Origin of the sequence: Paenibacillus plantiphilus (assembly GCF_927798095.1) — a bacterium.
Taxonomy (GTDB): Bacteria; Bacillota; Bacilli; order Paenibacillales; family Paenibacillaceae; genus Paenibacillus_Z; species Paenibacillus_Z plantiphilus.
Genome location: NZ_CAKMMF010000053.1, coordinates 1 through 14,308, shown reverse-complemented (window position 1 = coordinate 14,308; position 14,308 = coordinate 1). Strand labels below are relative to the sequence as shown.

At 49.9% G+C, this 14,308-nt stretch carries 10 protein-coding genes; 5 read left to right on the top strand and 5 right to left on the bottom strand.

Features of this window, described 5'->3' with window-relative positions:
* The coding region (locus L6H65_RS25995; protein ID WP_236347541.1) for a sensor histidine kinase at nt 1-801 on the top strand (801 nt) is incomplete at its 5' end.
* The gene (locus L6H65_RS25990; RefSeq protein WP_236347538.1) at nt 798-2,423 is read left to right on the top strand and encodes a response regulator; all 1,626 of its coding nucleotides are present in this window, start codon (nt 798-800) and stop codon (nt 2,421-2,423) included. The genes L6H65_RS25995 and L6H65_RS25990, both read left to right, overlap by 4 nt.
* Before the next feature lie 29 nt (nt 2,424-2,452).
* Here L6H65_RS25990 and L6H65_RS25985 read toward each other — a convergent pair whose 3' ends face one another.
* From L6H65_RS25985 to ribD, 4 genes are all read right to left on the bottom strand, one after another.
* Entirely contained in the window at nt 2,453-2,785 is a 333-nt protein-coding gene (locus tag L6H65_RS25985; RefSeq protein WP_236347536.1) for a DUF1904 family protein, read from the bottom strand.
* 242 nt (nt 2,786-3,027) lie between these two features.
* Nucleotides 3,028-5,610 carry an Ig-like domain-containing protein gene (locus L6H65_RS25980; RefSeq protein WP_236347533.1) on the bottom strand — a complete coding sequence of 861 codons (2,583 nt, stop codon included), beginning with the start codon at nt 5,608-5,610 and terminating at the stop codon, nt 3,028-3,030.
* 369 nt (nt 5,611-5,979) lie between these two features.
* Nucleotides 5,980-6,774 (bottom strand): alpha/beta hydrolase family protein, encoded by a 795-nt coding sequence (locus tag L6H65_RS25975; RefSeq protein ID WP_236347531.1) that lies wholly within the window; start codon nt 6,772-6,774, stop codon nt 5,980-5,982.
* A gap of 264 nt (nt 6,775-7,038) precedes the next feature.
* A complete protein-coding gene (gene ribD, locus L6H65_RS25970) occupies nt 7,039-8,115 on the bottom strand; it encodes a bifunctional diaminohydroxyphosphoribosylaminopyrimidine deaminase/5-amino-6-(5-phosphoribosylamino)uracil reductase RibD (RefSeq protein WP_290370482.1) in 1,077 nt (358 codons plus the stop codon).
* Between the two features lie 165 nt (nt 8,116-8,280).
* Between ribD and wrbA the strand changes: the two genes are divergently transcribed.
* Complete coding sequence (gene wrbA / locus L6H65_RS25965; RefSeq protein ID WP_236347529.1) at nt 8,281-8,895, top strand: NAD(P)H:quinone oxidoreductase; 615 nt, start codon at nt 8,281-8,283, stop codon at nt 8,893-8,895.
* 526 nt (nt 8,896-9,421) lie between these two features.
* Nucleotides 9,422-10,183, top strand: a complete 762-nt coding sequence (locus tag L6H65_RS25960; RefSeq protein WP_236347526.1) for a carbohydrate-binding protein — start codon at nt 9,422-9,424, stop codon at nt 10,181-10,183.
* A 116-nt stretch (nt 10,184-10,299) separates the two neighbouring features.
* Here the strand turns inward: L6H65_RS25960 and L6H65_RS25955 are convergent, their stop codons facing one another.
* Nucleotides 10,300-10,593: a DUF6509 family protein gene (locus L6H65_RS25955; protein ID WP_236347523.1), complete on the bottom strand. Its 294-nt coding sequence runs from the start codon at nt 10,591-10,593 to the stop codon at nt 10,300-10,302.
* A 276-nt stretch (nt 10,594-10,869) separates the two neighbouring features.
* On the opposite strand from L6H65_RS25955, the gene L6H65_RS25950 reads away from it, so the two are divergent.
* Nucleotides 10,870-14,142: a DEAD/DEAH box helicase gene (locus L6H65_RS25950; protein WP_236347520.1), complete on the top strand. Its 3,273-nt coding sequence runs from the start codon at nt 10,870-10,872 to the stop codon at nt 14,140-14,142.
* The last annotated feature ends 166 nt before the right edge of the window (nt 14,143-14,308 follow it).

The window sequence follows — 14,308 nt, the reverse complement described above, 5'->3', positions numbered from 1 at the left end:
AATCAGATTCAGTCCGGCAATCTGAATGTCAATATAGAGGTGAAGGGGAATGACGAGCTTAGTATTCTCGCCCGCCGATTCAACACCATGATGCAGACAATCACCGATCTTATAATGCGGGTATATAAGCTGGAAATCGCCAATAAGACAAATCAGATGAAAGCCATGCAGGCGCAGATCAATCCGCATTTTCTCAATAATGCGCTGCAATCCATCGGAACGCTTGCCCTTCACCATCAGGCGCCCAGAGTATATTCGCTTATCTCCTCACTTGCCAAGATGATGCGATACGGCATGAACATGAATGAGGCCATCGTCCCGCTATCCGAGGAGGTCAACCATGTCAAAGCTTATATGGAGCTTCAGAAGCAGCGGTTCAGCAACAAGCTGAATGTGACCTTCGATATTGATGAGAACACGCTTGGTGTTCCTGTACCCAAAATCATCCTGCAGCCGCTTGTGGAGAATGTCTTCAAGCACAGCTTCGAGCCGTTGGGCGAGGTTGGCGAAGTGTTGATTATATCCAAATGGCTGAATGATCACGAATTGATCATCATCGTTCAAGATGATGGACTAGGGGTAGACCCCAACCGATTGAGCGAGCTTCAGCATAAGCTGGACAAGCCTTCCAGCCAATTAATGCCGGATGGTCAGGATAATATCGGACTTATCAATGTGCTGCTTCGTCTCAGATTGCACTTTAGCGAGAATGCGAGAATGATTGTATCGAATCAGCCGCCCCGAGGCTTCTCCGTCACGCTTCACATACCTTATGATGTAGGAGGCCAGGAACTTTCATGAACATACTCCTTGTAGATGATGAACAGCATGTCCGTGAAGCCATTAAGCTGTTGGTGGACTGGGACACCCTGGGAGTTGAGCGAATTATTGAGGCAGAGAATGGCGCCCTTGCCATTGAGCTTGCCAAGCAGTACCGACCGGCCATCATCATTACCGATATGATGATGCCGATTGTGGGCGGCGTTGATCTGCTTGCATGGATTCATGAGCACCTTCCGGCCGCTCGAACCATTGTAATCAGCGGACATGATGATTTTGATCTCGTGCGCAATACAATGAAATATGGCGGTCTCGACTATATTCTTAAACCTATTGATCCCGATGTTCTTGGAGAAGCGCTCAAGAAAGCCAAGCTCTCCTGGGAACAAGAGCAATCCGACCGCCTTTATCAGAACCTCCAGAAGATCGAGATGAATCAACTGAAGCCGGTCTACTGGGATAAGCTATTTTCCAACCTGATATCAGATGCCAACTATTATCATTCCGTCAAGGATGTTCTCGGCAATGAGTTTCAATTGTCCAAAGAAGGGACGCCTCAATGCCAGATTATTATCATCGGCTTGGAATTCATCGAACGCAAAGTAACGGAGAAATTCAACAATCACCGCGACCTGCTCTTCTTCGCGCTGACGAATATATGCAACGAGCTGCTTAGAAGCCGCAATTCAGGATATGCCTGCAGGTATTGGAACAGCGAATCCGAGATCGTCATTTTCTACTGGAATCAGTTTCAGGATTTGCATTTCTTGCTCGCAGAAATAAATAACAGCTTCTATCGGACTTTAAGAGGACGCTTCGATTTCGGTGCTGGATTGGTTCATTCGTTCCCCGAAGGATTGAAGCAAAGCTATGATGAGGCGAAGAGCGCTCTGAGGCAGCGCAATATGCTGCAAAATATGACCTGGCTTCATCTGTATGAACCATCAGGAGTCCGAACAGATGCCAACATCAACAAGCTGCATCTCTCGGATTACGAGGAACCATTCCGCATGGCACTGCTTAGCAGCAGCGAAGCCGAGATATGTGCGGCAGTTCTGGAGTGGCTGGAGGCGGTGAAGGGGCTGCCCGCGATCTCGCTGGAGCAGGTGGAGCTATGGCGTCACGAATTCACCGTGCTTCGCTCGCAATGGGCCAAGCTGCTGACTGGCGATGCCAACGGAATCTCGCCTGCAGAGCTGCCCAATCTAGTTCTTCCTGTTCCGCTTGATGATCAGGGCAGATTGTCGCTGCCCTTGTGGCAGACAGAATTGTGTGATGTGCTGACGAAATATTCGGAAGCGCTGACTTCCTCCCGGCAGAAGGATCGAAGTCCCATCATGGAAATCGTCAAATATATTGAGCAGCATTACAATCATGGCATTACGCTGCAAGATATCGCCAGCCGCTTCCATCTTAGCAGAGAATATATTTCTCGAAAGTTCAAGCAGGAGACCGGCGGGAATTTGTCCGACTTTTTGGAGAGGATTCGCATAGACAAGGCGAAGATGCTGCTGCAGAACCCTCATTTGAAAATCATTCAAATCGCGGAAATGGTCGGCTATCCCGATGAAAAATACTTCAGCAAGGTGTTCAAGAAATCGACTGGCTGCTCGCCGGGCCAATATCGCAAATCAGCGCAGTAAGCGGGTGCAGCCGCTCTTGCGGCTGCGCGCTATGAATGACATGGCTTACCGTTGATGTAATAGGCGGATTCCTGATACACCTTGAATGCAAGCTCCACTTCCGCTATTCCCAAGGACAGTACATGCCTTGTCAGCGCTGCTGCGAATCTGTCGCGAACCAAGCTTCCGCGTTCAAACCAGCCAACCTCAATAAATGGATAGGTCGGCACGAGCTCCCCGTCATAAACGGATTGTGCAGCCAAACAATCAATCGTAAAGTTATCGGCTCCACACTCGCAAATTTCAGCTAATTCTGTTACCAGTGATCGGCTGATCCGTGCCATCGCTTCTGAATCAATTCCCCGAACAAGCAGCTGCGGCATTATTCTCTCTCTCCTTTTATCCATTAGAATTCGGCAGCCCCGCAAGGGGCTCGAATAATTATATCACGAACAAGCGGCTTGGCAGGGACAGTCCCTGTCAAGCCGCTTGTCATTTGTATCCGGTAACTGCGAAGCGCCGAGCCTTCGAAAGAAGCTTAGTTTGGCACACCTCAAGGTAGAAACGTCCGAATACTACATTGTTGTTTATCCGTGTATAAGTTGCCCAGCCTCTTACTTGATCCTTAGTGGGGGAGGCGACTTGGTATAAATACATAAATATTGAATTCTCTTATTGCAGTACCGTCTGACACAGTCACTTTAACCATATCTGATTGATCATTATCATACTGCGGGTAAGCCGTAAGCGTTAGTGTTGAACCCGTTATGTCTGCGGATTGTATGGAATCATTCTCCGATACGGAAACCGTATACGGCCCAGTCAAACCGCTTAGATGAGTAGAGATATCGAGGCTTTTGACCCATGTATGATTGAATTTAACATATTCATCTTGAGCACCTAAGACTGCAATAGGTATATCCGGATAGATGTCAATAACATTAACTCCATCACTGGCCTCCAGAAAAAGATGCGAAGCTCCAACCTCTGATCCGTATATAGGAATAATGGATCCCGAAGGCTCCCCAACCTCTGCTCTCGTGACGTCGTCAATAAACGCATTAAATACTAGCTCGTCTCCATCTGGATCTTCGAATCTGACAGGATCAAGCATGTTTAGCAGATAGGTATCGCCCTTCCTGATGATGATCGGTTCGTGATCGCCGATATAGACAGGCGGGTTGTTCCAAACCATGTGAACGACATATACGGCTGTTTGACCGAATTCATTCCTCGCTTCCACAGTCATCGTCGTTGGCGTCGACTCAGCCAAATCTACATATAATGTATGCCCAGATTCAGACGAGAACCAGGAGAGCAGCGGTTTGCTAACAGAGTGAATGTTAGCATCATCTGTCTCCAGCACCCGATACTCTGTTGCTCCATAGAAGATCTTGTTGAGATCAATTTGGGCATGATAGTAAGGTGTTTCGCTGAAGCGCATAAATACATTGCCCACATCATGCGGAATCCAGTTGCCGACATAGACTATCATTTCATCTGAAATGATGCTGCCATGTCCGTCGTTGAGGTTGACGGCAAGCTTCGATGCCCCGTCTGCCAGTCCGTGCAAGCTTAATGTTGTGCCCGTTATGGACGCGCTAAGGCTTCCGGTCGCCGCATCTTTATTCCATACGGACAATGTCCAAGCATTGCTTCCTCCCAGCACGAAATAATTAGCGAGCGGCAGGTCAATTGCAGTTAACGGATCCGGATTCATGGATTGATTGCCCAGATCCTCCTCCTCCGTAATATTGACCGTTATATAATGTGTAAACCACTCATTGCTTTCCCCGCGCTCTTTCACCTCCAGCCCGACCGAATACGAGTCTGCCGTTGTATATTCTTCATCCGCTCTAATTATTAAATAACCATCCGACTCCATATGAATGTCCAAGCCGCTTCCCTCTGAATACCTGTAATCTACTTTTTTCTTATCCGGATTGCTGAATACGCGTGTCATGTCAATGGCAACACTCTGATTTTTACTCAGCGTTATAATGCCATCATTATTAATGCCAAGCTGATTGTTCGGGTCAACAACAATCGGATCCTCTACCGGCTGAATCGTCACGCTGATTGTAGCCTTCGCTGAATCTGCCTTGCCGTCATTCACGATGAACTCGAACGTATCGGAACCATTGGCATTCGGGTGCGGCACGTAGGTATACTCGCCCGTACTTGCATTGGTAATCGTCACGACTCCCTTGGTGCCTTGTTTGTCTATCCTGTAGGTCAGCGCATCACCATCGGCATCTGACCCGACAAGCGTTCCTGTTGCGCTCGTATCTTCTATTACAGATAATGCCCCTGACTCAGCAACAGGCGCATGATTGAATTTGGATACCGTGATGATGAAGGAATGGGAAGCCGTCAACCCGCCATCACCCGCCGTTACCGTCGCTCTTACCGGATTCGGGCTCTGATTGAGTCCTTCAATTTCAAGCTTTCCGTCTCCCGATAAGGTTACGTTAGCAGCTCCTCCACCGTTCTGCGGCTGCACCTGCAAGGAATAGGTTAACAAATCGCCATCCTCATCGCGGAAATAGTCATTCATATCCAATGAAATGCTCGATCCTGCGAACAATGACACTTCTTCTGTATTGTCAGATGATACTGGCGCGCGATTCGGCACGGTTACCGTACTGTCAACTGCAGCCTGCAGCAGGCGGCGATAATCTTCTGCTTGGGTGAACCGCTCCGGATGGGCCTTGAAATATTTTACAACATCATCAATTCCGGCCCCATCGCCATTGCTGTCCAACCCAACAGGCGCGGCAGCGGTCAGACGAAATCGCTCATGATAGACGGAGGCCTGTTCTCCCCGCCTCTTAGCGACTATGTTAACCATCGTCGTTCCTTGCTTCTTCAATCCGATCCGAAGGCTGCCCAGCCCGCTCCATTCTTTCACATCCGCAACACTATCATTCTGCACAATAATGGTGTATTCCAGCGTACTGCTCTCTTCAAAAATATCATTCCAAGCTATTGAGAAGCTTTCTCCTGCATGCAGACCGTTCGGGAATCGTTCGCTCAAATAATTCTGGATATGCTGCTTCACACCGACTGGATTGTTCATCGGAGCCGTTACAGACGCCGCAGCAATGGATGGAATCCCCGCCGTCAGTGTCGTTATCCCCGCAGCAGCCGTTATCAGCTTGGCGATCTTCTTCATAGAACGGTCGTACGGCTTCTTCTCTCGTGTCATCTCGCGAAACACTCTCCTTATCGTTATTTAATTCGATAGACCTATATGAGTAGTCGTATATATGACAACATGTAGTGGTATGGACTGGAATAAATACTCTATTCCTACTGTAACATACCAAGTTATATAGTGGAATGAATTCAGACGCGAAAATTGTCGATTATTAGCAATAAAAATCAGTAGAAGCTAGATTCCCGTTCATCGCTTGGCTGCGATTCGCAATCATGCGAAAAGGATCAGAACGGCAGCTCTAGGCGCTGACCGTTCTGATCCTTCTTTGTGGAATTATCACCCGCCATTCATGGCTTGCGGATTATATCTCCGTATCTTCAGCTTGCCCTGCCCCATTCCTGCCAGGCAAGCTTCGTATTAGTAGACAGTGTTCAGAAACCGGTTCGTCTCTGCAAAGGCCTCGTCAAGCTCGCGAGTTGTTCCTTCATAGGGATCAACTGCGCCAAACGTATGGTTGCCACCGGCAATCGAGATGAAATGTTGCTCTGACGCCGCCTCCTGCAGCCTCTTGTTCTGCGCCAGCAATCGTTCATTGTCCGCATCGCCCTGAACGAACAGCACCGGAATGGACAAGGCTTTGAATCGCTCCACAATGTTGAAGCGCTCCCCATTGCTATCAATATCCGCGAGAATTGCTTGCTCCTGAGGGCTGAGCTCCGCCCCAGGCTCGCTAGTCGGGCGAATCGGCGTGCTGCCGCCGTTCCATACAACTACTGCGCCAACCTCAGCATGCTCTGCTGCATAGATAATGCTGCTGCCGCCTGATCGGCTGTGTCCCAAAAGCGCTACCCGCTTGGAATCTGCTTCATTGGCAAGAGGCAGCTCACCCTTGCGAATCCCTGCTGCTACAGCTTCGATATCGCGCACCTCGCGGCTGACCGTGCTGACTGCAGCCACGACACGCTCATCCTGCCCTTCACTGCGGGCATTGATTCTTGAAAAATTATAGGTCACCGTATAGTAGCCCTGTTCTGCGAACCGTCTGGACACCTCTGGCCAGAAACCCCAATCCTTATGGCCTTTGAATCCATGGCTAAGAACAAGCACTGGCTTGGCGATGCCGTCCTCCACCGCCTTCACTTCACCATGGATGAAATGGCTGCCCCCCAGATCGATTGAAAACCGCTCAACTGCAATCACTTGATTACTCATCCCTATCTCTCCTCTTCAATTATGTTTTTATAGATAACAAAACAAAGGAGACATTCTCGCATGAGAATGTCTCCGTCTTAACGGTCGACGATGATGAAATTATTAATTCGTTATTTCCGATGTGATAACTTGGTTATGACGTTATTATATCACCTCGCTCCCGCCTGTCAACCGTTAATTTGCAGCTTGCAATGCAAGGAAGACGCCGCCCCGTCCACACTTACGCATGTCCAGTTGATCAACGTCTTCCGCTTCCTTGCTGTTTCACTGCCACTTCGGATATCCGGTGAACCGATAGTCTACGCCAAGCTTGCTCAGTTCGATATCGGAGAATTCAATCGCGTCATTCATGTTTGCGATTCCGATTCCTTCGAGAAATGTAGGGGCGTCCCTTCCTCCGATAAGCTTGGGAGCGATATAGAGGATGAGCTTGTCCACCAGCTTGCTTGCCGCGAACGAAGCATTCACTTCTCCACCGCCCTCTACAAGCAGGGATGAGATGCTCTGACCGCCTAATAGATCAAGCAGATCGGACAAATCTACAGTATCGATGCCCTTCGTGGCAAACACTCGAATTCCTAGCGATTCCAGCGCCTCTCTTCTCTCAACAGGAGGATTGGCGGAAGTGAATACCCAAGTATCCGCTTTGCCATCCCTGATTACCTTGGCATCAAGAGGAATACGAAGTGTGGAGTCCAGAATAATTCGAACAGGATTGCGTCCGTTGGCGATCCGCGTCGTCAGCTCCGGGTCATCCTTCAGCACCGTATTGACGCCAACCAATATCGCACCGCTTTCGTTTCGCAGCCGATGCACATCAGCTCTAGCCTCTTCGGAGGTAATCCACTTGCTGTGGGATGTCGATGTAGCGATCTTGCCATCCAATGTAATGGCGGATTTCATCGTCACGAAGGGACGCTTCCGAACGATAAAGGTGTTGAACACCTCGTTCATTCTCCTGGATGCCGCTTCGCAAATTCCAACTTCAACCTCGATCCCCGCATCCTGAAGAATAGCGATACCTCGACCAGATATAAGCGGATTGGGGTCCGTTGCGGCAACAATCACCTTGCTGATTCCCGCCTTCACAATCGCTTCCGCACAAGGCCCTGTTCTTCCGTGATGGGAGCATGGCTCCAGTGTCACATAGATCGTTCCGCCCCGCGCCGCCTCTCCCGCCATCCTTATCGCATGAATCTCCGCATGCGGCTCACCTGCCCTCAAATGCGCGCCAAGGCCAACGATTCGGTTATCGTTGACGATGACGGCACCTACCAACGGGTTTGGCTCGGTCTGGCCTTTGGCGGCAGCAGCCGTCTGCAAAGCCAGATTCATATACATTTCATGATGATCCTTCACTACAACAGCCTCCGATCAAATAACAGATGCCTCAATATACTCGTAATATACACGTTATGGAATGACTAGTCCAATTCGTTCTGAGAATAAACAGGCGGTCTTCCGCAGACAATAAAATGAAGCACGCTGATATAGGGAGGCCATATGATGAGCAAGGTTAATTTTGCCGCTATTTATTATAGCTCCACGGGCACGAACTACAAAATCGCGCAGGCAGCAGTCGAAGGCGCTCAGGAAGCAGGCGCTGAAGCCAAGCTGCTGCGCATTCAAGAAACAGCGCCCGAATCTGCTATTGCTGCCAATCCCGCTTGGCAGTCTCACTATGAGGCGTCGAAGAATGTCGCTGCGGCTTCTCTCGATGATCTGGAATGGGCTGATGCTATTCTAATCAGTACACCAACCCGTTTCGGCAATATGGCGGCGCAAGTGAAGGCATTCATTGATACGACCGGCGGACTCTGGTTTCAGGGCAAGCTGGCGAACAAGGTCGTCTCTGGCACGACAAGCGCTCAGAATGCGAACGGAGGTCAAGAAGCCACCCTGCTTTCCTTGTACACGACCTTTTATCACTGGGGCGCTATCATCGTTGCACCAGGCTATACCGATAGCGTTATTTTCCAAAGCGGGGGCAATCCATATGGGCTCAGCGTCACGACCAAGGATACCGGCGAGATCTCCTCTACCTCTCTGGATGCCGCGAAGCATCAGGCACGGCGAATGGTTACAGTGGCAGGCTGGATTAAGAACGGCTCTTCCTCCTGATCTTCCTGGCAAGCAACACATCACCCTATCCGCGCCCCGCACATAAATAACGGCCTAACAGGGAGCTGTCCAAAAAGGTGGACCCGAGTGGGTTAACCCCATAACATGCACAAAGGAACCTTCAACACCACTATAAAAGTGGAGCTGGAGGTTCTTTTTCATCCCATCAAAATTGTACCTGCTTCTAGCACCTGCCTATAGATAATGAAGACTAGGTTTTCGATACCATGAAACACAATAAAAATGGGTCCTTTAGTCGGAATTGACTTCACTGGAAAGCTAGCCCTATAATTGAGATACAACTTGTAGCAAACTACCTTGGATTACAAATTTGAGGGAAATGCTTTAAAACCGTCACGGTTTTAAACAACCCCGGAATTCCTGAAGGAGTACCGGGGTTGTTGGCATTGAAAGGAGGCGCTAGCGGTGAATTAAAAAATTCGCAGTGGAGGATAGAAAATGATTGCTGGGCAGGTTGGATGGATAGGCGCTTGAAGTAAACTAAAAAAATTAGGAGTGATGAGAGATGCCAGCTTTGAAAAGAATCGGTACGTTATTTCTTGCTTTTGCTCTGTTTCTAGGTTTAGGATTTAGCGCTTCTTTCAGTGATGTAGCTGATGCGTTTGACCCTAACGTCCAACTGACCTATGCACATACCAAAACAATACCCGGAACACCAAACCCTCTATCCCGTCTAAGCGGTGGCATCGAAGTTACGAATTTGTCGCCAACCAAACAAGTGAAGGTCGTTTACACGACTGGCGGCGGCATATGGCTGGAGCAATCCGCTTCTTATGTGACCTCAGTGGCTGGCGGATACGAGGCTTGGAATTTTGACATAGACGCTCCCCTCGCTTCAACATTCGAATTTGCGATTAAATATGAAGTCAACGGACAGACCTATTGGGATAATAACAATGGCAGCAATTATAAGGTCGGTGGAGCTACCCAACCGGACAAGATTCTTAGCAAAGCTGCTTTGAAGCTCTATGAATCGTCCTACTACTCCAACCGTTCCGGTCTCTATGTAGGCGGCAAAGTGTACTTGAAGAACATAGCGCCGACAAAAACCGTCAATATTGTCTATTCCTACGACAACTGGGCTACCGTTCTAACAGCCAGCGCAACTTATGACAGCGCAGTTCCCAATTCAAGCAATGCCTTTGAGATTTGGAACTTCAACTTCTCGGCTACCGGTCAGCCTATCAAATTCGCGATCTCTTACACCGTGAGCGGCGTTACTTATTGGGATAACAACAATGGCGCCAACTATTCCTTAGTGTTCTAAGAACAAGGATAGACCGTACGGACAGAGATGTCTGCAAGCCGAAGAACCTTCCACCCCATTGAACATGGGGTAGAAGGTTCTTCTCTGCTTGATGGGACTTGTCAGCCATCGTTCCCTTATTCGGGCAGATGCTCTTCACAGAATGCGGCTATAGCCGCCTCTTCTTCAGCCTCCATCTCGAAATCGAGATATTGCTCTGTCGTCCGCTCATAAAGATCATACTTGATGATTCCCTTCCGGTTCTCATCTACCAGATAAATGACCTTCGTATAAATGCCATTCTCCGAAAACATTTCATCGTCCTCTGAAATTTCCAGATCCAATACAAATTCAAACCGCTGTCCTGTTAATATTCCGAACGGATCTTTAACCAATTCCACACTATATTCCATAACCTTCAATACTGCCATCCTCCAATCCGGCGGGTCCTTTATCCGGCGCCTTATATCGTAGTGCATTCCATCTGGAATGTAAAGATCGATACTCTCACTCAGTTGTAATTCCGCCTGCGGCAAGAGACTTTCTGCTGCGGCATGCGGTTGCGCCGCCTACCCATACATAGATTTATGGTGTACCATAGATGCGTGCCCTCTTTTCCTTGCATGACTGCGATCATTGTAACGGGTCATGGCAAGGATTGACATGGAACGCTTTGCTGCTTAGAACAGAAGAGAAGGAGTCTGGCAATGAGCTATCAACTGACCGAGAGAGTCATCAAGCAGCTATGCGGCCAGACCTCTTATGACAAGGGAGCTGCCTATTATCGCGCTGGTAAAGTGACTCTAACCTATAAGAACGCCGAAGCTCTCTCCTATAAAGCCGCCGTCAGGGCAAATGGAAGCTTCCAAGTGTCCATCGATATCGAGCACAATGGGGATGTGGCTGCAGAATGCTCCTGCTCCACTTTTTTCACATTCGACAAGCATTGCAAGCATATCGCAGCTGTATTGCTTCATATCCGGAATATTCAAGACGGCCATTCGGCAGCTCATTCTGCCGCTGAGAAGACGAGTGCAGCCGATCTGATTGTGGCAGAAAACGATGGACTGGCGAGCAGTATGCTGGGGCTGTTCGACAGCGGCCCGCCGCTTCTGTCCCGTTCGGGTGTCCGCACTCGCTTTGATTCCAGGGAGATTCTTGAGGTCGCCTTTATTTGCAAAACGATGCCTTGCAGCGGTGGGAAGCACATGTTCGGCATTGCGATGAAGGTCGGACTTGAGCGGCTGTATATCGTGCAGCAAATAAGAGATTTTCTGGACCATGTGGACCAGAGAGAGCCCCATGTATTCACAAAGCATTTCACATACAATCCTGAGATTCACTGCTTTCGCAAGGAAGATGATGCCGTTATTCGGCAGTTAATTCAAATCGATCAGAATGAGCAGCTATACCGTGAAGCTATCACCAGCACATCTGCTCCCCACGGCCGCGTGAAAGACGATGATCGAACGCTGCTCGTCCCCTCTTTCTCATGGGAGCCCTTGCTTGGCTTGCTCTCTGCGGCGCCTTCCGTTCAGCTTCAGCACGGAGACCGTAATTATCAGGGACTCTCTGCGCTCAACGAGCGAATTCCTGTCCAATTCCAGCTCGACCAAGCGGGAGCCAATGGTTATCTGCTTGACGTCCAAGGGCTTGATGAGATCGTTGTCATGGAAGACTACGGAATTGTTGTGGCGGACGGAAAGCTGCTGCAGCTGCCTGTAGAGCAATGCAAGCGTCTCGCAGAGCTTAAGCTTATGCTTGAGAACGCGCGGGAACGCCGGGTTCCGATTGCATCGGAGCAGCTGGCTCCTTTCATAGAACGTGTCATTCCCGGCCTGAGTAAGATCGGAAATGTCCGTATCGCTCCCGCTATCTCTGATCGTATTGTGCAACCTCAGCTCAAAGCCAAGCTGTATCTGGACCGAGTGAAGGATCGGCTGCTTGCCGCACTGGAATTCCAATATGGCGATATTGTCATCAATCCATTAGAGGCTGCAGGCCAGCTTGGCGAAGAGCGCATACTTATGCGCGACGGGGATGGAGAACGACAAATTGTGGAGCTTATGGAGCAGGCCGCCTTCGCCAAGACCGAGGGTGGATATATTATGAATGACGAGGATTCAGAGTATGAATTTCTATACCATATCGCGCCTCAGTTGGAGAAGCTGGTCCATGTGTATGCCACCTCAGCCGTGAAGGCAAGGCTGCATCTGGGGCCTGTTTTTCCGAAGGTTAAGGTGGACGTAGATGAACGAACCCACTGGCTGGAATTCGAATTCGATATCGAAGGAATTCCCGAAGGAGACATCCGCAAGCTGCTGAAATCTTTGGAGCATAAGCGCAAATACTACCGCCTGCCAAGCGGTGCGCTGCTGCCGCTGGAGACTGAGGAATTCCAGGAGATGATCGCCTTCATGAATGAGGTGGGACTGCATAACTGGGATATGCGAGGAACACAATTCCGCTTGCCGATTGCCCCTTCCCTCCAACTATTGGATTCCTGGGAGAGAGGGGACAGCATCAAGCTGGGCAAGTCCTTCCGCCGATTGCTGGATCATATGCGCAATCCGGATCATCTCGATTTTCCGGTTCCGGACAGCTTGATTCCTGTGCTTCGGGATTATCAATGCTATGGCTACCAGTGGATGAAAACATTGGCCCACTACAGCTTCGGTGGTATTCTGGCCGATGATATGGGGCTTGGCAAGACGGTACAGAGCATTGCCTTCCTTGTCTCCGTATTGCCGGAGATCAGAGAGCAGCGGCTGCCGGCCATTATTGTCGCTCCTGCTTCTCTCGTATACAACTGGCGGAATGAGCTGAAGAGGTTCGCTCCAGAGCTTAGAGCTGTTATCGCAGATGGAAGCATTGCGGAGCGGGGGCTTACGCTCAGGAACACGGCTCAGGCGGACGTCATCATTACCTCCTACCCGCTCCTTCGCAAGGATATTGCGCGATATGCCGATCAAGTATTCCATACGCTCATTCTGGACGAAGCGCAGACCTTTAAGAATTACACCACTCAAACAGCCCAGACTGTGAAGAGCATTCAAGCCCGGCATCGCTTCGCGCTCACCGGAACACCTGTAGAGAACAGGTTGGAGGAGCTTTGGTCCATCTTCGATGCGGTATTCCCAGAGCTGTTCGCGAGCAGGAAGTCATTCCACGAATTAACGCGGGAAACGGTCGCGAAGCGGGTCCGTCCGTTCCTGCTGAGAAGGCTCAAGAGCGATGTGCTGAAGGAACTGCCGGAGAAGATCGAATCGGTGCAAGCCTCCCAGCTGCTCCCGGAGCAAAAGAAGCTGTATGCCGCTTACTTGGCCAAGCTGCGGCATGAGACAGTGAAGCATTTGGACAGAGACACCTTTCAGAAGAATCGAATCAAAATACTGGCCGGCTTAACCCGGCTTCGCCAGCTATGCTGCCACCCTGCACTGTTCGTCGAGGGTTATACCGGAAGCTCGTCCAAATTCGAGCAGCTGATTGAAATTGTGGAGGAATGCCGGAATGCAGGGAAGCGGATGCTCATATTCTCGCAATTTACGGAGATGCTCGGCCTGATCGGGCGAGAGCTGGGCTATCAGGGCGTGCCTTATTTCTACTTGGATGGCCATACCCCTGCATCCGAGCGTGTTGAGCTGTGCAATCGATTCAACGAAGGCGAGCGGGAGCTGTTCCTCATCTCGTTAAAGGCGGGCGGGACTGGACTGAACCTGACTGGAGCCGACACGGTAATCCTCTATGATCTGTGGTGGAACCCCGCTGTCGAGCAGCAGGCCGCCGACCGTGCGCATCGCATGGGGCAGAAGAATGTCGTGCAGGTCATTCGCCTCGTCACACAGGGCACTGTGGAGGATAAAATGTACGAGCTCCAACAGAAGAAGAAGAACCTCATCGACGAAGTTATCCAGCCTGGACAGGAGGCGCTCTCCTCGCTGACTGAGGAGGATATTCGGGAGATTCTGAAGATTGAGTGAAACCATACAATGGGCTATCCAGGTTTAATTTGAGTTCATCTTTGTTAATCGAGTAGGAGGGGGCGGCTAGCCCCCGACCTCTCACACCACCGTACGTACCGTTCGGTATACGGCGGTTCATGTCATATTCCGCAATGATTTGTATCTGTCCGTTAAACTCTTCAAG